This window comes from Glutamicibacter sp. AGC84, from assembly GCF_053543575.1.
In genome coordinates this window covers 100,054-124,058 of the sequence record NZ_JBLVOC010000015.1, presented here as the reverse complement: position 1 = coordinate 124,058, position 24,005 = coordinate 100,054, and the positions used below count along the sequence as shown (strand labels likewise).

12 protein-coding genes and 4 pseudogenes are annotated in these 24,005 nt (G+C 50.4%); 6 read left to right on the top strand and 10 right to left on the bottom strand.

The window, feature by feature from the left end; translation table 11 throughout:
* Positions 1 to 248: 248 nt before the first annotated feature.
* The 6 genes from ACNPN0_RS09360 to ACNPN0_RS09335 form a co-directional block, all read right to left on the bottom strand.
* Positions 249 to 1,445 (bottom strand): glycosyltransferase, encoded by a 1,197-nt coding sequence (locus ACNPN0_RS09360; protein WP_448937833.1) that lies wholly within the window; start codon positions 1,443 to 1,445, stop codon positions 249 to 251.
* Between the two features lie 42 nt (positions 1,446 to 1,487).
* On the bottom strand, positions 1,488 to 2,693 hold the full coding sequence (locus ACNPN0_RS09355; RefSeq protein WP_448937834.1) for a hypothetical protein: 1,206 nt from the start codon (positions 2,691 to 2,693) through the stop codon (positions 1,488 to 1,490).
* A gap of 32 nt (positions 2,694 to 2,725) precedes the next feature.
* Complete coding sequence (locus ACNPN0_RS09350) at positions 2,726 to 5,536, bottom strand: glycosyltransferase (RefSeq protein WP_448937835.1); 2,811 nt, start codon at positions 5,534 to 5,536, stop codon at positions 2,726 to 2,728.
* On the bottom strand, positions 5,499 to 6,755 hold the full coding sequence (locus tag ACNPN0_RS09345; RefSeq protein ID WP_448937836.1) for a nucleotide sugar dehydrogenase: 1,257 nt from the start codon (positions 6,753 to 6,755) through the stop codon (positions 5,499 to 5,501). The genes ACNPN0_RS09350 and ACNPN0_RS09345 overlap by 38 nt, the downstream gene beginning before the upstream one ends.
* 213 nt (positions 6,756 to 6,968) lie before the next feature.
* Complete coding sequence (gene metG, locus ACNPN0_RS09340) at positions 6,969 to 8,519, bottom strand: methionine--tRNA ligase (protein ID WP_448937837.1); 1,551 nt, start codon at positions 8,517 to 8,519, stop codon at positions 6,969 to 6,971.
* A 57-nt stretch (positions 8,520 to 8,576) separates the two neighbouring features.
* Complete coding sequence (locus ACNPN0_RS09335; RefSeq protein ID WP_448937838.1) at positions 8,577 to 9,584, bottom strand: NYN domain-containing protein; 1,008 nt, start codon at positions 9,582 to 9,584, stop codon at positions 8,577 to 8,579.
* A gap of 662 nt (positions 9,585 to 10,246) precedes the next feature.
* Between ACNPN0_RS09335 and ACNPN0_RS09330 the strand changes: the two genes are divergently transcribed.
* The gene (locus ACNPN0_RS09330; protein WP_448937839.1) at positions 10,247 to 10,429 is read left to right on the top strand and encodes a hypothetical protein; all 183 of its coding nucleotides are present in this window, start codon (positions 10,247 to 10,249) and stop codon (positions 10,427 to 10,429) included.
* Between the two features lie 288 nt (positions 10,430 to 10,717).
* A complete protein-coding gene (locus ACNPN0_RS09325) occupies positions 10,718 to 11,026 on the top strand; it encodes a transposase (RefSeq protein ID WP_448937840.1) in 309 nt (102 codons plus the stop codon).
* Here the strand turns inward: ACNPN0_RS09325 and ACNPN0_RS09320 are convergent.
* Positions 10,988 to 12,416: pseudogene (locus ACNPN0_RS09320) on the bottom strand (DDE-type integrase/transposase/recombinase); the annotation flags it as partial. The gene ACNPN0_RS09325 and the pseudogene ACNPN0_RS09320 overlap by 39 nt on opposite strands.
* A 372-nt stretch (positions 12,417 to 12,788) precedes the next feature.
* On the opposite strand from ACNPN0_RS09320, the pseudogene ACNPN0_RS09315 reads away from it, so the two are divergent.
* The 4 genes and pseudogenes from ACNPN0_RS09315 to ACNPN0_RS09300 all read left to right on the top strand — a co-directional run bounded on the left by ACNPN0_RS09315 (position 12,789) and on the right by ACNPN0_RS09300 (position 18,641).
* Positions 12,789 to 13,789: pseudogene (locus ACNPN0_RS09315) on the top strand (transposase).
* Between the two features lie 230 nt (positions 13,790 to 14,019).
* Positions 14,020 to 15,368 (top strand): annotated as a pseudogene (locus ACNPN0_RS09310) (transposase).
* A 687-nt stretch (positions 15,369 to 16,055) separates the two neighbouring features.
* Positions 16,056 to 17,717 (top strand): hypothetical protein, encoded by a 1,662-nt coding sequence (locus ACNPN0_RS09305; protein WP_448938888.1) that lies wholly within the window; start codon positions 16,056 to 16,058, stop codon positions 17,715 to 17,717.
* Positions 17,718 to 17,756: 39 nt separating this feature from the next.
* Positions 17,757 to 18,641 (top strand): hypothetical protein, encoded by an 885-nt coding sequence (locus ACNPN0_RS09300; RefSeq protein WP_448937842.1) that lies wholly within the window; start codon positions 17,757 to 17,759, stop codon positions 18,639 to 18,641.
* 775 nt (positions 18,642 to 19,416) lie between these two features.
* On the opposite strand, the pseudogene ACNPN0_RS09295 reads toward ACNPN0_RS09300, so the two are convergent.
* The 3 genes and pseudogenes from ACNPN0_RS09295 to ACNPN0_RS09285 form a co-directional block, all read right to left on the bottom strand.
* Positions 19,417 to 20,864: pseudogene (locus ACNPN0_RS09295) on the bottom strand (integrase core domain-containing protein).
* A 490-nt stretch (positions 20,865 to 21,354) separates the two neighbouring features.
* Positions 21,355 to 22,320, bottom strand: a complete 966-nt coding sequence (locus ACNPN0_RS09290; RefSeq protein WP_448937843.1) for a hypothetical protein — start codon at positions 22,318 to 22,320, stop codon at positions 21,355 to 21,357.
* On the bottom strand, positions 22,317 to 23,981 hold the full coding sequence (locus ACNPN0_RS09285; RefSeq protein WP_448937844.1) for a class I SAM-dependent methyltransferase: 1,665 nt from the start codon (positions 23,979 to 23,981) through the stop codon (positions 22,317 to 22,319). The genes ACNPN0_RS09290 and ACNPN0_RS09285 overlap by 4 nt, the downstream gene beginning before the upstream one ends.
* Positions 23,982 to 24,005 lie beyond the last annotated feature (24 nt).

The following is a 24,005-nucleotide window of genomic DNA, read 5'->3' as shown; positions in this document are numbered from 1 at the left end:
TACTTTAAAGGCCTCATTCGGCTTTCCATCCAATAGAAGTATTGAGCTGCGCATTCGGTCTGCAAATCCAGTTTTCGACAAGGCTCCAATCGCTAGAATTTGACCCATTCGCCTGGTGACTTGGAGGAAAATTTTGCTGGATGCGAACCTACGAGAAACGAGCAAAGCAAAATGGATAGGATCGTCTCGTACACCATTTAATCCTATGCGGGATAAAGCTAGCAGTCCGCGAACTCTAAGTGAGGACTTCATGATTCTCTCCCTCCGATTTGCTGCTGGTGTAATCTTAATAGATTGAAGTATTCATTACCCAATCGCTCTAAGTCAAAACGGTTTTTGAATTCACTAAGAGCTTTGGGGCTTGGTTCCCAACTGGCAATTTTCGGGGCGTCTGCCGACCAGGCCTGCGCTATCGACAGCACGTCACCCGAATAAGCGAAGCCAAGGCCATACTTCTCAATTAGTCCTCGCGCTTCGCCAGTTACTAAGCCGGTGACATGACACCCGTAGCCTGCTAACTCGAAGAGTTTGGACGGTACGGTGTACTCAAAGCTTTCCCAATCTTCGCGAAGTGAAACGATACAAGTATCTGCCCAGTCATACCAAGCTAAGACTTCTTCACCCTTTACCGGAGGATTAAAGATATCGGTCAAACCCAACTCGTTCGCACGCTTTCGCAACATAGGGAGCGCGGATCCACTGCCAACAATTCGAAGATCCATCCAGTTTTTTGAAACTGCCGCTATATCCAGCACCTTCTGTAGCCCTTGGCTCTCCCCTAGGTTTCCCAGGTACAATACACGTAATCGACGACTATTGGAGTAACTTCGGCTTTTGGATTTCTTGAATTTCTTGAATCGATAACCATTAGTTACGACATCAATGTCTTTGCAGCCCTGAGCAAACAATTTTTCTGCGTGACCCGGAGTCACGGCAATAACCTTTGATGCTGAATTCTGCATGTGCCTAATGCTATGTACGGCCATTCGCTCAACAGCTTTCCAACGGATTATGCCTGACTCTTCCAAGAGCTCTGGCCATGCATCTCGCATTTCAACGATCATCGGAACGCTGCGCAATTTAGAAACAACGTATCCAGCTACCAGTGTGGGTAAAGCAGGTACGGTTACTATCAATAAATCCGGTTTTGGCGCACGTAAGGCGCAAGGGATCATAAATATGATCATTAAGAACTGTACGACTATTTTCGAATACCAACGCAGTGTCTTAAAACGGAACGCGAACGAGTATAAAGCAAACTTTCCGCTGACCTTTGCTAATACTGCGTCGCTGAATGGTGTCCAGACATGTCCCTGTTTCCGATTGGGCGCAACAACGTCGACGTCCGCCCCGTTCTCGAGAAAAGACTCAATGAACGTTGACCAACGCCGTTGCGGCGGAGAAATCTCGGACCCGAATGAATGAGTCAGCAACTGAATTCTCATACTAGTTATCGTCTATTCCATTCATCCGAACATAATCTGTTTTCACAATCCCACGGTCTCACTAATAACCTGTGCTGCGTTGTCACCAGAATCGATAAATTTCGAATACACAGTGTCGGAGGATTGGGGCTCTGACGCCTCTACATTCTTAATGAGCAATGCAGAAATTCCCGATTCAATCTCCGCATCCGTCAACGCTGTAAAGTGATTTTCCCCGTCTTGCAAAGCGTAAGCACGGGCTTTCTGGTCATCCGTGCTGGCATCCAAGTTCGGTATTACCAGTGATCTGATGCTCCACCTAATTAATTCATGAATGCTGTTATATCCAGCTGCTGATACGACAAAATCGAAGGCTAGCAAATAAGGAGAAATCGGATATTTCCGTATAGTTTTTAAACTGAATTCGCTCTGCGTTTGCCCACTTAATGGAGACGAAGCAATGACCGGAATAACTAGACCGTTCGATAGTTTCTGAATCACTTCGATCACTTTCTTGCGAGTCTCGGAAATATCGTTGATGTTTCCGGCCCCAAGCTGAATGAGTGCGTAGTGCTTTGAGGGATCCAGCTCCAGCTCGTCAAGGGCTACCTCGCGGGAGAGTAAGGCTCCCTCCGATAGAACGATTCCTCGCACAGGGGTTTGAGTGTTTACCCGGGACAGCGCGCCATGATCTAGATGCTGTCCAATATCCCAAGGAGTTAGAATTTTCGTGCAGTAAGCTTCCATCTCTGGCAGTTGTTCCACGCTAGCCGATTTCTTCCAAAGACCACGGCGTAACCAAATTAACTTTACGTCCGGATTATTATCCAGCACGTCGCGCAGGCCTCTATAAATCCAGGTTCCGTCGAAGACTACGGCGTCAAATTTGTTCCTGCGCAATAATTGGTTGAAGAAGTGGTAAAAATTATTGTTCCAGACACGGGCAGGTTGACCAGTAGTACCGGAACTCGCGAAATGCAGATACTCGAATCCCTGCTTCCCGATGACTTCTGCGGAAGTGGAGAGGGTTACGAAGGACGACTGAAATGCCGCCCTCCCGCTACTGGCTATAGCTAGGCATCTCGTTATATGCCCCATACCAGCACCGTTACTGGTCACGAAAAGCACATGTGGCTTTTCAGATCCCTTGGAAAACGTCAAGCCATCAACGTTTCCACTAAACATGTATTTATACGTGGATATAGCGCGCAGCCTATCGAATTTGATTCGAAGACTGCGCACAATCACCCGTAATGAGTTTGAACTCATGCAGATATGCTTCCCATTGGTCTCAGGACTACTTAAGCGACTTCCTGATCATCAAATGACTGGAGACGATTCATTAACGCATCGATGCCGTAGCGATCAGCGATGTATTTCCTAGCCTTTTCCGACTGCTCAAGATATAGAGCACGATCGGACCAATATCGCATAATAACGTTATGAACCTCATGGGAGTCAGCGTATACAGCGCCATCACCGAAGGTGGTTTCCATGTACTTTGGAAGAATGACCACTTTCCCCGCCGCCATCGCTTCCGCAGTCGACATGCCGAAAGACTCAGTTAGCTTGTCGTCGTGGAAGTACGCCCAGAAATCGACTTTGCTTAGGAAATCATCAACTTCCAAGGAACCGAATTCATGAACGGTAATACCTTCAGTTGCTCCCTCACCCAACTTCTTACGAAGTTCGGTTGCGCCGCCGAGAATTTCTGTCTCATAGCTATCTGATACGTATGCTGAACGGAACTTCTCTAGGGTCGAAGGCCATTTCAAAGCATGATCTCTTGAGTGGCGTCCTAGAACAGGCTTCTTCTCAAAGTCAGGTGACGGAACGCTTCCGCTTGCTATCACGCCTGGCCAGGTGCTCTCCAACAGTCTAGACGCTGGAGCCAATGGAACTGAGAGCTTGCGAGTCAGATCGGACTCGCCAATAACGTAGGTTTCAGTGCCAAAAAGGCGATCCATGTTATCAACGCAAACTTCCAAATCGAAGACCATACCACTGCCACCCTTATTGACCGGCGGGTTATTCACAATTAGAAGAGCATGGTCGACGTTAATCTTGGAATTGGCACGCTCCAAGAAAGTCACCACCGATGGATGGCGCACAATCAAAACATGGACATGCGCAATGTCACCCAAGCTGAGCTGCTCAACTTTGCCACTGCTCTGCTGCGTGAAGAGTCCATTATTAATCGGGGTTGATGCTTTATTTAGCGGAGACTCCAAATGAATAAATCCGACGCGTTTACCGCTTTGTGCAACTGCATTCATTTCCGCAAGGGTCAAGGTCGTTGTCCCACCTGGGAACCGGAAATCTGTCACATAAACAACATCGAATTTACCGAGATCAGCACCGCGTTTGCCGGCTTCCATCGTGGAGGGAATCATATATTCACGATTCTGCCCTCGATGGATACTCTCAGGACTCTCTGCGAACTGGCCATGCCACTTTGTGTAGCTTGCGAGGTAAAGAAGACGCGATGGGTCAACGAATCCTCGGCTCATTTCGCCTGCTGTAAGTGAACCTTCACGCGTGCGGGTGAAGGAAAGCGCCATCTGCCCTACTGACTGAATAGGTGTTCCAAATCGCCGCACGAGACGATCTCGGAATTCAGCATCCGCACCGCGGTTGACCGTATCCCAAGGACCAATCTCGTCGAATAAAGATCGACGAACCATCAATGAAGAGAAATTTGGCTGAGCGAACTGTGGATTGTTATTAATACGCAGAAACTTCAGATCATCTGTTGAACGAGCATGTAACGACATATTACCCGGCAGGTCAGGATTCTCAATCAAATTCCTCACCTGAAGAGCTATCTTGTCAGGGTGAGACCAGTCGTCATCGTCATGAACAGTGATGAAGTCACCCTGTGCAATTGCTAGTCCTGCGTTTCTCGCGCAATAGGCACCAAGGTTCTCTGACTGACGCAGGACCTTAATTTTGGTGCTCATTGTTTCTGCTTCGAGAAGGTACTGTTCGTATTCTTCACCCGAGCAGTCATCAATGACGATAATTTCGAGATTGTCCCAAGTCTGTTCCAACAAGGAGATCAAGGCAGTCTTCAGGAGCTCTCCACCGCGGAAAGACGGAACAAGTACGGAAACTTTCGGTCCGTCGGTAATCTTTTTGGTGTCGCTTCGTAAACGGTCGATCGCCGCGTTGGAGTCAGATCCGCCGAAGTGAACTTCTGCGAGACCTTCCTTTCGAAACAGCACGTTTAGTTCAGCCAACCATCGTTCAGTAACGCCGTTATCAACATGGTGTACTGAATTTAAGCGCAGAAGTTCACCTTGAACTGGGAACTTGTTGCGAATGCCAAAGCGTTTGATCGCTTCGCGTTGCTTCTTTAGGTCTCCAGTCTCAGTCAGCACTTCAACGTAGATAAGTCGGTCGTTACGTCCTAGAGCCTTGATGCCGAAGTAACGTTCCACCAAATTGAACAGGCGCGCGGAATCCTTCATATCGCTTTCAAGCGCTCGTTGGTTCGCTGCCAACCGGGCTAGGGTCAGCAGCATGTCCTTATCCCAAGAACGGACGACTTCCATTCGATTGCGATCGATCATTCCCATGTCTGTAACCGTGAGCATTTCACGGAGCGGCTTATACTTCAACGTACCTTTGGTCGCGGCAAGTGCTATCGAGTCGCGGATACGAATGCTTTTGGAACGAAGTGCGAATGTCTCCATATCTGATCGAATGTGCGGCATTCTGCGTGCCCATTCGTTATCGAGTCCAATTGCCGGCAATGTGCCAGCAGTCAGCGGTAATGAAGAGCCATCAGAAGAAACCGAACCCGGCGATAGATCAATGGAAGCAACTCCATATGACAGCTCGCCGACTTTTGCGTCGAGCTTCTTTAACTGACGCCAAGTTTGACGGCTGAACAATAGTAGTAGTACAGAAGTACCGAGAGCCGCTGCACCGATACCCAGAACTACAAGTACATTCTCCTTCAACAAGGCACCAACTATGGCCAGAATGATACCGAATGTGCTCGCTGCGAGTACGGCAATCTGCCAGGGCTGAAAACCGTGTAATTTTCTTAGCATCCGTAAATCTCTCGTCTTACAGGCGCACTGCAGCGTCGCCTGCAGAAACACCACGGGTGTCGAAGAATGCCTTGCTGGACGTTGCCAAGGCGTCTGGATTGTAGCTTGCATGGTTCTGCAACAGCACAACTACGTCAACATTCGCAACGGCCTCTTCGAGCGAGTCGACGCGCGCGAAGGACTGCCCGCCAACGAACCATTCATCAATCTTTGGATCGTGGAAAGAGACATCCGCACCGCGCTCCAGGAATACTTCTGCGACCGGCAGAGCCGGCGAGTGACGCTGGTCGGCAATATCCTGCTTGTAAGTGACACCCAAAAGGAGAACTTTGGCGTTCTTCAAAGCCATACCGGACTCGTTAAGAACGTTCTGCACTCGATCTACGACGTAGCGTGGCATCGAGTTGTTGATTTCCTCAGCAAGTTCAACGAAACGGAATGGATACCCGAGTGACTTGCGAACCGAGTAGCTCAAGTAGTTCGGATCAATTGGGATGCAATGTCCACCGACGCCTGGGCCTGGGTAGAAGGCTTGGAAACCGAAGGGCTTGGTCTTAGCAGCATTGATTACATCCCAGAGGTCAATATCCATCTCGTTGCAGAATTTGGACATTTCGTTAACCAAGGCTATGTTGATGTGGCGATAAGTGTTTTCCAGAAGCTTTGCAGTTTCAGCTTCCTTGGCACCCTTAGCGCGGACCACAGAATCAATGAACTGGCTGTAGAATGCAACCGCACGGTCACCGGACTCGACAGTCATTCCCCCGACTACCTTGGGAGTGTTCTTCAAGCCGTAGGTTTGGTTGCCCGGATCAATGCGTTCAGGTGAGAATGCCAAGAACAGGTCCTTATCAAGCACTGCACCGTTCTCGGTCAAGATTGGCAGGCAAATTTCTTCGGTTGTGCCTGGGTAAGTTGTGGATTCGAGAACTACCAGAGTCTCGCCTGAAAGGTTGTCACGGATGGTTTTCGTTGCTCCGATAACTGCGCCTAAATCTGGGCTACCGGCTTCACCAAGCGGAGTAGGCACACAGATGACGACGACGTCAGCATCTGCAATAACAGATGGATCGTTGCTTGCGCGGTACCCCTTGCCCAGTAAAACAGAAAGGTCCTCGTTAGAGATATCGTCAACATGTGAGATTCCATTATTGAGGTTCTCAACGACAGTCTTATTCAGTTCGAGGCCGGTGACCTGAAGTCCGGCGTGTGTGGCACCCTGGGAAAGTGGAAGGCCAACGTATCCCTGGCCTACGACTACAAGTTTTTGCATATTTCCTATGTCTCTCTTTCAAATATTTTTTCGTTCTTTGCTCGATTGTGAGTTCAAATCCTTGACCCGAATTTGTACCCGCAATCACAACAAGTCCTCAGTCGAGCCAAACAAGCCTCGACCATTCTAACGTATTTGGAATTATTCGCTCTATGCGAGCCATCTGCTACATAGTAAACGTCGAATGCCTTAAAACACGGCCCAGAAAACTACTTATTCCCGTTCCTCGTAGCGTGGGAACACAGGAGAAGGAGCTGGGAGCTCAGTGCCTGGGACCAAAGCGCTATCAAAGGACTCGAAAGTTCGCGCCGAACCTTCACCAACTGCCAACGCATTGAGCATAGAAGTCATGGCCTGCGGCAATACTGGCTGAAGCAGCAACGCCACCTTGCGGACAATCTCAATGGTCACGTACAAGACAGTAGCCATACGCTCAGGATCGGTCTTCTTCAGCTTCCATGGCTCCTGCTCAGCGAAGTAGGCATTGGTATCGCCCAGAACGTGCCAAACGGACTCAAGTGCCTTGCTGAATTCCTGACGCGAGAAAGCATCGCGGTTGATCTCCAGCAACTTGCCGGCTGCTTCCAGAATCTGCTGATCAGATTCCAGCAATTCGCCCGGGGTCGGGACTACTCCCCCACAGTTCTTTGCGACCATCGAAAGTGAACGCTGTGCAAGGTTGCCGAAGTTATTGGCCAGGTCACCGTTAATACGGGCAACGATGGTCTCGTGGTTGTAGCTGCCGTCGGCACCGAACGGAACTTCACGCAAGAAGAAGTAGCGTACCTGGTCCAAGCCATAACGGTTCACAAAATCATCTGGGGAAACAGTATTGCCCAGGGATTTGGACATCTTCACGCCGTTATTATGCAGGAATCCATGGATCATGACGCGCTTAGGCAATGGCAGTTTTGCAGACATCAGGAATGCTGGCCAGTAGATCGCGTGGAATCGCGAGATGTCTTTGCCGATCACGTGGACATCTGCCGGCCAGTATTTCTGGAAAGAAGCAGACTCAACGTCCGGGAATCCAACGCCCGTCAGGTAATTGGTCAGCGCGTCTACCCACACGTACATGACATGCTTCTCGTTGCCCGGTACCGGGATGCCCCAGTCAAAGGTTGTTCGAGAGATCGAAAGGTCCATCAGACCGCCTTCGACAAACCGTACTACTTCATTGAAGCGGGAACGTGGCGCTCCGAATTCAGGGTTGTTCTGGTAGTACTCCAGCAACTTGTCCTGGTACTTGGATAAGCGGAAGAAGTAGGATTCTTCTTCAGTCCAAGTAACTTCGGTGTCGGTTTCAACGGCATAGCGAATACCGTCCTCGCGTACTTCCGTCTGGTCTTCGGTGTAGAAGGCCTCATCGCGTACCGAGTACCATCCTGCGTACTTATCCAAGTAAATGTCATCATTGGCTTCCATGCGGCGCCAGAGTTCCTGCGCAGCCGCATGATGGTCTGCATCAGTGGTACGGATGAAGCGGTCGTAGCTTGTACCCAGCTCATCATTCATGGCCTGGAATGCATCCGAGTTACGCTGGGCCAGCTGAGCCGGCGTGACCCCAAGATTCTCTGCGGTCTGCATCATCTTCTGGCCATGCTCATCGGTGCCCGTCAAGAAGAAGACGTCAAAACCATCTAGGCGCTTGAATCGAGCCATAACGTCGGTAGCCACTACCTCGTAGGCATGCCCGATGTGCGGGGTACCGTTCGGGTAAGAGATAGCCGTGGTGATGTAAAAAGGTTTCTGCTGAGAAGTCACGATATAAATTTACCTTAGCTAACGTCAGAAAGCGGATTTCCAGATTGTACTGACTCGTCACATGATCTTGTCCAAATACTCCCAGAAGGCGCCTCGAAGCGTGCGGCGGATGATCTGCTGATCAGTTTTCCATTCCCCAAGCACTTGAGCGCAATCCTTGAGCAAAGTCCTGTCAATTTCGGGGGGCAGCTGCGGCTTGTCAGCAATTAGTTCTACTACGTCCGACTGTGTCGTGAAGGCAAGCCAGGATTCAGCAACCTTTGCGCCGATCTCTTCTGCAACCTTCAACTCTTGTTGCTCATAAGCTGCGGAACCGTGATAGCCAGAACTTTCACCACCACTGGAGTAGATCACCACAGGTTCGGCTTCCGGTTCAACGGCTGGCCTGATAACTGACTTCTGGGCCATGACGGCAGGAGTAGGAACCGATGGCTTCGCGGCTGGCTTTGCTTCTGTTTCCGAAGATGCACTAGCAATTAGAGACGTCTTTTCAGAATGATTTTTGTCCCATTCGAGAACCTTGGTGAACGCGCTATCCAATAGTTGATTTGGAACGATTTCAATGTAGTCGGCGGTCAATGCCAGGTGTTCAGCCACCGAGGCTACTCCAAGTCGGCTATCGGATTTCGCTACGCCCAGTAACACTACTTTCATGCCCAAGTCTTGCGCTTCTTCGACGGCCTCGGCGAGGTCGTCATCGCCGGAGACCAAGTAAGCAATTGATGCCGAGCCATTACGGGCAACCCCTACAAGGTCCAGCGCCAGTCTCAGGTCCACACCTTTTTGCTCGCCGTTGTAGGAGATACGGCCTAAGCGCACTTTAACGCCGGGTATCAATCCAATCCGCTTATGCTGCTCAGTAAATAGCCCGTCTTTCGACGCGTCATACCAATAAACGCGTAGATTATTCAGACCCGTATTCTTCTTTACGGTTTGCACGATTCCGCGTACCAGCGCTTCATAATGTGTTGTGAAGGCTGATCGTAAGGTTGTTCCAGCGGCACGATGGCCGCCTAGTGAGAGTAGGAATCCGGCATCGATAAAAATTGCAGTTTGATTCATCATTATCCGATACTATCGACACTCAGGCAAGAAACAGCGTCTTGCCAAGTTTTAATTCAACTTCGAAATCAATTCAGATCAATAGTTAACCTGGGTATTATATGAACTTGGTAGTCATTAACTGAATCAAAAGAAGAAAAGATGACCTGAACTGGGACAATAAGGGTGCCTAACCATCTTCCACCCAGTTCAACCGAGCACCCTGTATTGGCAGGTCTAGTCACCCGCTGGCAAGTTCGATGCCAACGTACAGCGTGACTCATGCCTTTTCTGGCCAATGGTTTACCCTCTCGGACATGCCACTGATTCGTCCGCTGCGATGACTGGCATTCGTCGGGTCCCTTGCCATGACTTGATAAAAGTCTGGCCGCTTGTTCACAAGAGGCGTGTCTCATCAAAGAACTGCCCGACGCGACCCAATTTCTGACAGATGTCACAACCCCGGACATCAACTGGAATAGAGGTCAACCGTCATGACTAACGGCGCAGAGTAATACGACTACGTCATCGGAATCGACACCCACGCCCGCACAAACCTACGCGATCATCAACACCAAAGCTGGCGCCCGCATAGCCTGCTAAGCTTTCCCGTTATTTAAGCCTGACATGGGCCAAGTCATCGCGTAGATCCGACGAAACCCCACCAAGGAGAAATCATTACCGCTGTGGAAGGCACCATATCTTATGGAACGCCGATCTGCCGCAAACTTGCAGAAGCCGGCATCACCGTCACTGCAGTAGAACCACCTCGCAGACAAGCCTGCGCAGGCATCGGCAAGGCGGACGAAATCGATGCATCCACCGCAGCGAGGAGTGTCCTCGGCACTGATATTGAGCTGTTGTTATAGCCGCGTGCCGACGGAATTCGGACAGCAATGGTTCTCCTGCTGACCCGCCGTGGACTGTTCGAACAGCAATACACAGCTAGCAGCATTCCACCGAATGCCTTGGTCCGTCAGACTGATCTTGGCTTAGACGAAGGTCGGGCTTTGACTGACCAACAAGTTTCGGAAATTAGTGTCTGGCGGAGTCGTCGCAATGGTAAAATTGAGCAATGCATCGCGCAGTGGGAAGCTTCAGAATTGGCCAACAGCATCCTCAAGGCGTCAGCACGTCTGTAAAGCAAAAAGCCACAGTTGGCTAAGCTCAGCGAGCAGAATGCTCCTGGATTCCAGGACCAGCCAGGTCTTGGGTCCGTAGCCACGGGAATCATTCTGTCGTCTTACTCGCATCAAGGCCGGTTCCTTTCAGAAGCCTCGTTCGTGCCACTGGCAGACGCGGGTCCTCTGCAGGCCTCGTCGGGTAACGTGACAAGACATCGTCTGAATCGACACGGTGACCGGAAAATTTCTAGTCAAGTGAGACCATCGCAAGCTAAACAGCCGGCATGGCCACAATTTCCTCTTCCTATGCACCGGCTCGTTGATCCAAGCTTGTTCCGGTAACCGCAGCTTCCCCGGCAACCAGATGGCGGAAAACCTTTCAGGATGCGCATCCCCCGCTTGACGCAACGCCGTCAGACACCGACCATCAACATGCCCCGTCATCCCGAAATGCAAGTCTGCCGGAGTATGGAACCCAACGCCTGAATGTCGGTGCTGTGTGATGAATGCCCCGACAAACCGGCCCATGAAACCCTTGGCATGAGCCAGCGAGCCAAGCTGTTCAGGGAACGTCGGCAGATATTTCAAGGCCTTTAACCACGACTCCGAATACGGCTTGTCACTACTGGCTTTCGCCCGTGAATGCGACTTGAGCACATCCAAATCAGCGAGCAACGCCGCCACCGGCTTCTACGACACCAACGTGCCGCGATCGGCATGCATCACCTTCGTCACCTGATCGCGCGAAGACCTGCACCATGAAAGCCTTGGCCAGCTCCCCGGATTCCCAGGCGTGCACCGGCACGCCAACCATGCAACGCGAATAGATATCGATCATGACGTACGCGTCAAAGTAGGTGCCTTTCTGCGGTCGTTCCCGCTTGGTGATGTCCCCGGTGAACACTTCGCCGGGGTCGGTAGCAACCAGTTCAGGGACCTTCCGTGCCGGGTCCCGTGCCTGCCGGCGGCGTTCCTTGACATGCTTTTCGCGCTGAAGCATTCAATACATTGTCGATACAGAACATAGATAAGTCCTTTCAGAGAGCAAGGTTGCGAAGATCTGTTCGGGCGCTTGATCGACGAAACGGTCGCTGTTCAGCTTGACGAGCAAGGTGGCTTCTTCCTGGGCCGTGGGCTTGTTCACTGGGGCCCGCCGGCTGGACGCCGCGCGGCTAGTTGACGGGCGTTGATGGCGGTGCATCGTCGCTCGCGTCACACATGCCAGAGCGCCGGCACGGCGGGTGGGCGCCTTTCCGGAAACGAGCTGTTGGTGGGTGTTTGCTAGGACCAAGCGTGCTTCTACTTTGAATCCGCGCTCTTTGAGTTCTGTTCCAAGAGCGAGTGTACCTTCTCATGATTTCCCAGGCGGTTTGCGTGGTTGCCAGTTTCTGCTCGTTCGCCGCCAGCTGCTTTTTCAGCCTCACGATTTCAGCTTGTTCCTTGGTGCGCTGGGCTTGGCTGAGGATTGGAAGGCCATGGTTCACTCGATGATTCCGGCATCACGCAGTTTGCGCCATTAAGTGATCTGGAAGGAGTAGTGCCCGTTGGCTCTGAGGCAGCGGCCGCCTTCGCAGGTTTGGATAGCTTGGTCGTATCCGTCGAGGTAGGTGGACTTCTGGGCTTGGCTGATCACGTGGCGGTGCGCGGTCGCAGGTCGTGGCGGGCAGGTGGAGTCCATGTTTCCATTGTCCTGCACGGTGCTGATCAGTTCGATCAGTGCGGTGATGCTCATGGTGGAGTAGTCCTATTCTTGCCCTGTCCTTGGGGTGGTTTGTTGTGAACGGGTGGTCTCATTCACCCCTGACTGCGAGTCTTGACATAGTTGGTCTGGGACCAGCTGGCAGAGTAAGAGCCAGCCGACCAGTCCTCGCCTGTGACTATAATCCTGACTGGCCCTACGGATGTGCCTTATGTCTGACTTTTCCGAGCGTGGATTGGAGGGCTGGAGCCGACCCCGGCTTACCTCGGTAACTTAATCAGAAGGTTGTCCGCCCCCTATCGGAGCGTGACTCGTCACAGTTTTGTTCCGAAGTGATCTTCCCCGACTGGCCCCGGGCACAGCGGCCTACCCCTTATCCGCATCACAGGAGATTTCGGAACCGTCATGACTATCGTCTCGCAAACTCACCAGATCATCGCGGGCTTAGACGCGCACGCAAAAATCATGTTTACGCCATGATCGATGCCACGACTGACAAACACTTAGACACTTGGGGTTTTCCCACAAGCACTGCGGGACTCAAAAGGGCACTAAACTGGGCTGGAAAGCGCACAAGCGGAGATGCCGATGTCCTGTGGGTGATCGAAGGGTCTGCCTCCAATGGGGCAATATTCACTGGCACCAAAAGCAGTCTCGGCTACCAGGCCGCCGAAGCGCCGCACATGACAGGGCACGGGGTGGGCAAATCCGATTCGTTGGACGCCCACCGCACGGCCACTGCCGTGTTGCTCCTGCAGATCGACCAGCTAAGAACCCCGTGGCTGAATGACGGAGTCCATGCAACACTTCGTGTCCTACTAGCTGCCAGAGAATCGATGACGACCGAACGCACCAATTCGGTGAACGCACTCACCGCGCTGCTACGTACCCATGAGCTGCGCCTGGATGCACGGAAGGCTCTGGCTGCTGCGAAGATCGACAAGGTCGCCAAATGGCGCAACGCATCGTGGATCTGGTCGAACAGTTGAAACACAACTTGCTGCGGCTCACCGATCTGGTCGCGGTCAACGAAGCAGCCCCTCTATTAGACATGATCAGCTGCGTCCCCGTTACTGCGGCAGTAGCCTGACTACCTGGTCGCATAGAAACCGAGTTCATTCGGAAACGGCCTTTGCTCGTTAGCCGGGGTGAACCCAATCCCCGCGTCCTCGGGCAATACAGTGCGGCATAGGCTCAACCGAGGCTGGGGGCCGGCGGCTGAACAATGCCCTCCATATGGTTGCCGTGGCGCGCATGGTCCATAATGAAGAAACACGAAGCTACGCGGAAAACGCAAAGCAGAGGGCGAAACGGTCAGGGCGGTTCGTAGATGTATCAAACGCTACCTGGCGCGAAGGATCTACCGTATCCTCAATGCTGCTGTTGCGACTCCGGCGGCTACTTGACAATCATAGAAGAATCAGTCAGGGTGGCCGACAACTCAACATGGACCTAGACATAGGGATCCAGTACCGAATGATCTACGATCGAACGACCAAGGAGTATGTCGAAAGGCGAACAACTGAGGGGTTGAGCTATCGGGAGATCAAACGTGTTTTGATACGGTATCTCGCACGCAGTATATTCCGGAAGGGAGAGACGCTTTTCTACCTTGACATTGGACATAAAAGGAATAATGAACCGTTTTACTCAACTTTTCCTTGCCACCTCGAGCCAAGACACCAGCCAAACCTTGGTCTCCCGGGCAGGCTTGTCGGTGCGGACCAGCTTTCTGAATGCGGTGGACTTCCGCAGGCTCTGCGAAGACAGGCCCTCGCAATTCGTTCCAGCCACCGCAACGCACCGGCCAGGAAGAATTCTCGGAGCACCGTTCCTTGCTGCTGGCGAGGAGCATGCCACAGACATCGACCACCTGCGAGTCGCACCAGCACTCTTCGGCCCTGTAGCCTCGGATGCCTCGGCTAGCCGCTTCATGGGCCGGATTAGGGACCAGCCGGAGACTTTCTCTTACGGTTTCGCCACCATGGCCCTGAGCCTGTGCACCAGAGTCTGGTCGGTGGCCGGGCCACGGAATCCTGCCCGGCTGGCTACGCCAGCCAACGCGCTGGTCATCGACATCGATGCCTCTAGGGTGCATGCGCTCTTCGAAAAGGAGGACAGTGTAGAAACGCATAAGGGCGGGTACGGTTCTTTACCGATGATTGGCATGGCCGACTACGGCAAAATGAATGGGGCCGGCGAAGTCCTCACCGTGCTGTTACCGCCGGGACCGGGGCGCGAACGCCGCGAAGTCCCATATCGACGCCCTTGGTCGAGCTTTGGCTCAGCTGCCGGGCGAGTTCGACGACGCGCACGGAAACCTCATTGGCAGGAAGACCCTGGTCCGTACCGATAGTGTCGGGCCGCCCCCAGTTCTCCGCCTCGCATTCGCTGCCGGTGTTCAAAGAACGGTTCGTTCAGTGAATCGATGATAGCAAGGTGAAGGAGCCGAAGGGCTCCCCGCTAGGCACGAGGATCTATTTGCATGCTGAGCCGTTGCATCCCGCGGCGAAAGCCAACTTGCACGACACGGACGGGAAACGAATGACCGCGTTCTTGACCAATGCTCCACGGTTCAACGTTGCGTTCCTCGATGCCCCGACATCGGACGCGTGGCCGGTGCGCAAACAGGATCAAAACCTGGAAGATCACGGGGTTGGGGAAGGTGCCGTATTTGTCTTTTGCTGCGAATCAAACATGGGTTGAACTGGCAATGTTCGCCTCGAACTTGGTCGCATTGCTGCAACTTGCTGCCCTGTCTGGTGGCCATGAAGATGCGACTTAGGATCTGATGCGATGGCGATACCTGCTATTTGCAATGACCGGAAAATCGCTACTGCTGATCGACAACGACGGCTACTGATCCCGCGGACCGCGCCTTAGGCCGGCTTGCTTCGCCAACTGCAAGAAAGCATCGGATTGTTATTCCACCGGTGGCGGCTCGGTCAGCTCAATGCCTCAGCTGGCGGTTGTTCTGCCGCGTAATAGGTTTCTTGAAAGGATCGTTTGTTCCGGGTGCATGGAACCTGACATTCAGCGTCGGCGCGTCAAGGTGCTCTTTGGCTTGGGCAGGATCAGAAACCGCCACCGAGAATCCATAGGATCGGGTTTTCGGTAGCCGCCAGCTGACTGATAAAAATTTTGGACTATTGTTTACGCGGCTGCTGGATTGTGCAGTTGCTTCAGACCCGACAACGCATTCTAAAGGTAGTGCGCGTCCCTCGAGAGATACGAACCATGCGAGTGCACAGACCTAAAGCTAAGCCAGGTAGTTGAGAGAGGCTTCCGGTGGATCGACCGCGGAGCGCGGCCAGGTTTACTGATTCTGGGGATCTAAATGGACAGCCCTTTATGCATTAAAGATCAAAGTTCGTGTCTCGAAAACTTGACCAGCTCACTCTGGGAAGAGGTTTCGATGACCGTGAGACTCCTGATGAAAATCTGGGCTAACATGAGTTATGCAAAGATTGCTACTAGCCGATAGCAAGTTACCCTAAGACTGAACTAGTAGACTCTATACCAAGTACAATTGAGGTCAAATTGAGAAAAGCACCTGTCATCGTTTCGTCGGACAGGCGAATTTATGAACTAGACCAATATAAAATTGCAGATAATCTTTACGCGCTAAACGTGTCGGCGGGTCCTATAGGGTCGAACTTGACAGTGTTGGGCGTGGATGGGTTTGGGGCAATCGGAAAAGAACCAATATCAAATTCGTCCGATATGCAAAAGTTTGTCGAAGTTTGGCCAAGAAATAATTTCATTAGAAAATGGAGTCAATTAGCTAGGGGTGCAGTAGCGCTATACTGCCGTGAACCGGTCAGTGGATCGGTTGTAATTCTCCCCGACCCACTCGGATCGGCGATTGTATACAGATACTCCCGTGCAGGAATCCGAGCTGCCAGCACAGATTTAAGTGAACTCGTGTTCACGCTTCAAACGATAGGAATTAATCTCAAGAAATCTCTCGCATTTGCGGTAGAGTTGGTCATTTCCACTAATGGTGGTTTGAATGAATCTAGCTATGAAGATATTGATTCAATCCCAATTCTTAGTTACGTACGCATTGATTCAGAGTCCATTAAGGTGGAATCTTATGATAGCAATATACTGTCTTCCAAAAATGAATTAGACTACGATTTGGTGATCCAAAGCGCAGCGACGGAGATTATGGATACAGTTTCCGCTGCCAGTAAAATGCCAAACGAAACGAAGATATGCCATCTCACCGGCGGATTCGACAGCCGACTGGTGGCCGCAGCGACAATGGCGAACGGAACTTCAGGTTCGTTTAGATATTTTTGCCAGGGAGATCCAGTTCTACCCGATAAGGTTTTGGCGGAGAAAGTTGCCGCTGAACTGGACCTGACGATGACTGATTATTCTGGCATTGCTTGGAACTATACACCCAGCGATTTCGGTGGCGGACTCATTGGCCCCATGCTTCATTCAGCCGGGTTACTCCCTGTTGGCCCTCACATGGGAGCCGGCAACAGCGACAGCGTAATTCTGAGCGGTGGATATGGCGGAACATTCCGTTCAACATATGATTACCGATTCCTAGATCGCCTCACATCCAAAATCAGTGGAGCCGAATTGGGTTCATCACTGTGGGGCGACTATCTTTTCAGCGGCAAGGAATCATCGATTATTTCCCGTGAATATTCCAGCAACCTAGCAAGTCTTATTGAGTCACGCATGGCTCAGGGGATCGAAATGGGAGTAAACGAAGACGCGTTAGGCGATCTTTTTTACATACAAACGAGAGCGCGTTACTTCATCTCTCATATAACGAAGTCGTGGAGTAAATTTACTCGGCGAATCGACCCATTATATTCGCCCATAGCCATACAAGCTGCACTCAGCATGCCGCTGCAAAGACGCGCTGGCAACTCGATTGGATATGACCTAGCACTTCATCTCGATCCCGCAATTCTCGAACTCCCTTTTGACTCGCAAAAATTTAATTTAAAATCTTGCGGACGCGAAGAATTAATTAAAACTCGAGATTTCACTGTGTTTAAACCGAAATATGATGGACGGAAAAGTTCCATTGCGCCAAGCAAAGATTTCGGATATTTAAAGCTTCCTAAAGCGACAAAAGAAGATATCGCTGTAGCAAAGAGCATGCGAGCGCGTGCTTATCAGATCTCTGGACGCAATGCTGCTCGAAGCGAGCTCAGAGAACTTGTTTCGTCTATACCAAAATCTGAATTATCCGAATTCATTAACATGGCAGAACTAGACGTTCTATTAAAGCGACCAGCGAATACTCGCGTTCGGGTTCGAACTTTGTTTAACTTATACTCTTCCTTAAGATGGTATGTAAGCTAGATGGTAGAGCCGAATTTTTAGAGGATAGGTTTAAACGTTTTGAATATTAACCCAATAACAGGGCTCAAAGAATCCGTTCATGAAAAGTATGACATTCCGATTGTTCATCAAAGAAGTATTCGGAATGTAAAGTTTTCTGGGCAGAGAACCGCTGTTCACCGAGTGCCACTGGGACAAATAGGCACCTTGGATTTTTACGCTCAGCTTGGACGCAATGACGAATTATTAGTTGGATTTCATGGAGCGACACCTAAAGCACGGAATTTTTATCCCAGGTTTGAACGTGTCCGATCGTTCCGCAAACTAACAAATTCATTCATGAATTTTTCTGATCCTACATTGCAACTAGAAGCTGATAGCTCCATGTTGTTGTCCTGGTATTTAGGCTCTGCCGGGTGGGATCCTATTTACGACATCGCAAGGGTCGTTAAGCGTGTAAAGGGGAAGACGGGTGCTAAGCATTTTGCCTTCATAGGTGGCTCAGGCGGGGGGTTCGCGGCGCTGAGGATATCTGCGCTCTTCCCTGGCTCGCTGGCCTTTGTCCAGGAGCCACAAACGGACATCGGCTTATATTGGGAATCAGTAGTTAATAAATACTTTGCGACAGCTTGGCCTGAATGGGACAAAGAAGCACTTTTAAATGCATTCCCTGAACGCTTCAATATGAACTACCTGTACTCGCACCTCTCGCCAAATAATGTGATTTATTATACTCAAAGTCGCGCTGATACAGAGCACATGGAAAAACACTGCCATCCTTTCATGAAAGCAGTAGGTTTATCCCCCAGCCACACAAACAGCCAAGATCAGACGAGAAACTTCCGTATATACGATGGGGAAATAAAAGGTCACGGAAGAATCACCGCTAACGAGTTTGATGGTTTCTTCAATGATGCTATGGCTGTATGGCGTCAGGTGCGCTAACCGAGATAGTTCTTTGGGCTCTACGGCCACCGAAATCCACTCTTGAAGGGATGCCCGGTGGCCGTTGCCGATTCTGCCCACTCCAATACGCGCCTGAACTACCTGCGTGCTATGTCAAATTCGTGTCGTGCCAAATGCCTTAGTCACTATGCTTGGTGTGCTAAATAGCGTTTCTTGGTAGTGCTGTTCTGGCAACCCGGTAGGACCGGTTCCGGGCAGGTGGTAGTTTAAATCCGGCTAGCTGGTAGCGGAGGATGCTGCCTTTGATAATGGCTCAGAACCCCATCAGGGGTTCTGAGCCATTACGCTATTGAGGGGATGGCTCTGGATGAGCTGTCAGGGAACGGACCGCATCTTATTCCCAGAAATCAGCTGACTCCCGCGCCTTGAGCCTGTCAGATGGACTCTAGTACGTGAATACTGAAACTCTCGTTACCAACGTTTCCACCCTGAAGGCGTGCGCCATTGCCTATGCCCAGAGATAGAATTCCGGGCTAAGGACTTTCAAAGATCCCGTCTCCTAAATACCGAGTGTTCTAAATTGTATAGCAGACGTATTTGGTAGCACCTGTGCGCGCATCGGATGTGAAATCTCGTGACTTCGTAGTCATTGTGCCGAATTGGGCGAAATGGTACGCCCGTTCCGGCGACTTGGTGTGAAATCTCGTGACTTCGTAGACAGTGAATCTCATAGCTTCGTGGACAACCGATCTCAATACTTTGTACACAGTTACCAACGGTCAACCGAGTCGAGCGGTTGGTAACCGTTTACCGGCTAGTGATGCTCGAAGAACGTCGGCGATTGCTCCTCACGAGCCTGGATGAGGGCACGGTACTGCTCAGCTTTCTTCTCCCATTGACGAGTCGCCATAGTCATCTGAATACCCCTGATTGAATACGACGAAACGAACTTGCCCTCAACTTTCAAGGCCACCATCGGCAGCGGGAACGACATGACAATTTCACTCGTCTCGGGATCCGACAACAAGAATTCTGTGTCCGTAATCGTCCTGACGAACTGGCGGCGAGCAAACGATGTGGGCAACGAAATGTGGAACCCTTGATAGAAAGTTCTGCGGTTTTCCTTGGTAACTTCCACAAGCATCTGATTTGATTCCAAGAGGGGCCTGGATCCGATTCATCATGAGTGCTTTTCATGATTTCGCCCGATTTCGACACCACTACGTCCAGCCTACTGGCCGTGGGCTGGGCTAATTTACGTTTACTGAGATATTCGGCAGCTTTCGCTTCCAACACTGATAAGTGAATCGGTTCGGTAGCTGGTGTATGTTCCAGCAGTTCCCAGGCAGCCTGTGGGGTCGCTTGATTCAACGATTGATGCGAACGCCGTTTGTTGTAATGCTCCCGATATCGTTTCAGTAGCCTCTGCACGTCGACCAGGTCCTGTGGCTTGTTAGCCGTCAAGAAACGTTGCAATGTACGGTGTGAACGTTCGTTCTTCCCCTGAGTAGTAGGCCTTCCTGGTAGACCAGTGATCGGCATGCTTCCCTTGGATGCGAGAAACATTTCTACTGAACCGAACGTCCCGCTACGCAATTGGTTGAAGGCTTTGGAATTATCACCGAGCACCTCTTGTGGTGCATCGTACTCAGCGATGGCACGCACGAGTACTTCTTGAGCGTCCTGGCTGTTTTCATGGCGTTGGAATGCCCGGGAGCCAACATCGAATCTGCTGGCATCATCGATGAGTTGGTAAATGGTGATGAGCTGATTTTTGGTGGTTCGGTATTCAAAAGCATCAAGCTGCCACAGGGCCATGGCCGTTGACCTTGCGAAGGGAACATAGGAGGATTTCCGTCGCTTGCGTGGGTTGCGGTCCACGTGACCGACGCCAGCCAGCAAGCGGCCTATCGTAGCAATGGACGGAATCTTGCCGCCTGGGAAAGTGTCTTCGTTAATCGTTGCTTCGTAATGAATGGTTTTGGGGCCGTAGTCCCAACCATCCTTTTTGAGTTTCTGGCGGATCTTCACCAGCTCATTGATCACTTCTGGGCCGTATTTCCTGGCTGGCTCTCTTGGTGCTCTGGATTGCGGGTGGAGAGCCGCAGCAGATTCGTTGATTGCTCTGTGCCGAAGTCGATAGAAAATACTTCGGGAGATTTTCTGAGTCTTGCAGAATTCACTGATGCTCAGGGCATCTGGTTGCGTGGGGTCGAAGTTGATGATCATGGATCGCACTCGTGGCGGAAGGGCACTTGTCATGTTCTCGACAGTGTCAGAAAGCGGTCTTGATTTGTCCACGAACTGTTGAGACATGATGTCCACGAAGTCATGAGTTCGTGTGTCCACAAAGTGATGAGACAGGACATACAAAGTATTGAGATCCACTGTCCACGAAGCTATGAGATTCACTATCTACGAAGTCACGAGATTTAACATCCGATGCGCGCACAGGTGCTACCAAATACGTCTGCTATACACCTGACAGCTCATCCCGAGCCTTCCCCTCAATAGCGTAATGGCTCAGAACCCCTGACGGGGTTTTGAGCCATTATCAAAGGCAGCGTCCTCCGCTACCAGCTAGCCGGATTTAAACTACCACCTGCCCGGAGCCGGTCCTACCGGGTTGCCAGAACAGCAATACCAAGAAACGCTATTTAGCAATTATTAGCCTGAAGCACGAAGTTTAATTTCACCGTGGAACGATCCATTCCAAATAGAGATTGGAGGTAATTCAGAAATTTCGAATTTCTTAAAGATCAAAGGCTTTTGAGATGTAATCATTCATCGTCCCTGGTAATGGCGGTTTATGCCCGTCGCGGTAGAGGATCAAATCAAACCGTATATTGTCATTACGGTAATCACCTTTAGAGAAATCAATGCCCAATGATTTAGCAAATGGTACACAGTGATTTAGAATGTGAAATTTATCTCCAGTATTCTGGATAAACCAGACTTTATTCCATGCTGCAGTTGACCCGTAAAGCGCACCTAGGTCAAAGCGAGTTACATTAGACAATAATCCCTGTTTCAAATCAGGCCACGTTGAGAAAGCGGAAGACAATAGACGAGTCCGATGACCCTGGTAGTAACCTTCAACACTCGTCTGTGGGGAAAAAGGAAGAGCTACCGATCCTTCAATATGAAACGAGGTCGACAAAGCCGCATAACCTCCACCGCTGCTTCCAGTCAGGACAATCTTTTCTGTTCCGAGGTGTCTTGCAAATTCTCGTACAAGAGTAGTAATCATCTCATGACCATTGTCGACTTCATCTCCGACGTACCATGCTAGTCCCAACTCATCATGAGTTTGCAAAGAGGGATCCGAAATAAATAGCACCGATCCGTCAAATCGTTTCACGCTAGTTTTGAACTCAAATCGCGGCAGGATGTACTTCTCACGATCTAAGGCGCCATGAAACACGACGAGAAGCTTCTTAGAATCGCGACGAACAAGTAGGGCATCCAAATGCAATCTTTTTGCATGAATGCCGTCGGGAACTATCCGAAACTGTTGTTCAAACTCACCGTCGGTATTATCAAATGGCGATTTTTCAGTCGAAAGAATATCCTGCCATTCAAGATACGTGCAGTCTACGAGATGAATTGCATCCGTAGCGGCAAGGTCATTCCGTGTGTTAACGAATATATCGTCTTTTACCCAGAATTTTTCATCGAAAGTAGAAATCTGGCCAGATAATGCGTTCTTTGATTTCATTTCAAAATACTTTCCTGGTTCTTTTCTCCGGTACTTTCTAACACCGTCAGGCGGCTGATATTTGCATCCACCACCTGATAATTGGGGAATGATGATGTCCAATTTTGAACCGTATCTTGCTCACTCTCCCTATGGGTGTCGTCAAGGACGATAACCGCATCGTCATTAAGTCTTGCCGTCATAACATGCATGGCTGGGCGCCGTGCATTGGTACCAGTAGATTCTGGTGGTCCGTCTATAAATAGCAGGTCTACATCTTCGAGGTCGTCTAATTCAGCGAGCGAGTACCATGAATAGTTCTTGCCCTCAACTTGAATTTCCTCCAAAGGTGCCAAACGAAGCTCGACCATATCGCTAAAACCATGTCGATCGACTTCAGTCTGTGTTCGTGACAAGTACTCTTCGAGATGATCAAACGAAATAATGCGCGTACCGAACTTCTCACAGATGTACGCCATCCATATTGTTGAAGTACCGCCGCCGAACTCTACGATCAACTTTGGCTGTACACGTTCTAACACATCAATTAGGTGCAACAGGGCCTGAGCATCTAACGCATACCCACCTGTCGGCGGAACCAAGGGATTAACTTCAGCCAGTCGTGGTGCCAACTTAACGAGTGCTTCCATTTGTCTCGTGCTGTCACGGACAGTCTCAGTGATGTGCCTGCGCAATTGTCGTCGATTGTGGAGGCTGTTTCGTGAAGACTCTTCGGCAAGTTTTGCGGTCGCTTCCTCACTCAGGTTAACGTTTTGAGTTTGTTCCCCGAGACGCGCAAATTCAGCAAGGAGCTCCTCAATGCGAGCATTAAAAGTTTCCTTGAGCTGTTGGAGATCCGATTCAATATCCTCGGAACGCGTGGCTAGCGCCTCGCCAATGGATGTGTTTCCAGCGGTCACGTATTTTTCTAAGTGAGTGGATTGTTTCGAGAACGACACTTCTTGTTCGTCGCGTATTGAAAGGAGAAGTCCATTGATTTTCTCGATTTCTGTCTGAATTGAAACAGATAACAAGTCAACTGAATCATCTGATTCAGTACGGAGACGTTCCATCAATCCAATTAAACGACGTTCCATTCGTTCGACTCGTGCACGTACATTAGTTAGCTCAGGGTTGACACGAAGCTTATTTATGATTCTGCGTTCCAGGAGATTAATAACGTTGTGATTCTGAATGCCAACTTCATTCGTTGCGCGAATCAATTTCAAAACTTCGTAATTTTTCTCACGTAAATTCTTGGCGTCCGCCTGATACAGATTACGCAACTTGCGGACGCGTAGCTCAATGTCATTCAATTGAACTGTGTAATCATTGATATTTTTAGCAGAATCTTTCAGCTGTGCAATCCCGAATTTCACATCACGATCATACTCAGCCTGGGTAGTATGAAGAGACTTGAAATTCGTACGTAACTCTTCACGTGTTGCTCGCGATTGCTTTTCTATCTCTTTAACTTGACGATTCGAAATTTGGTCAACTCCTTCGAGGCGTCGAAGTATTTCGCGGTGACTTTTTCCGGAGAAATCCAAGAGTTCTCCGGTTCGGTTATCAATTTTCAGTATTTTAGTTGTTAACCGATCAGTTTCGTTCCTGACCTGAATGAGTTTATGAAATGTCAAGCCACCCATGGTTGCAGCTACTAGGGCTACCAAGAGGATCATGATCCTACTTATCGATGATATTCC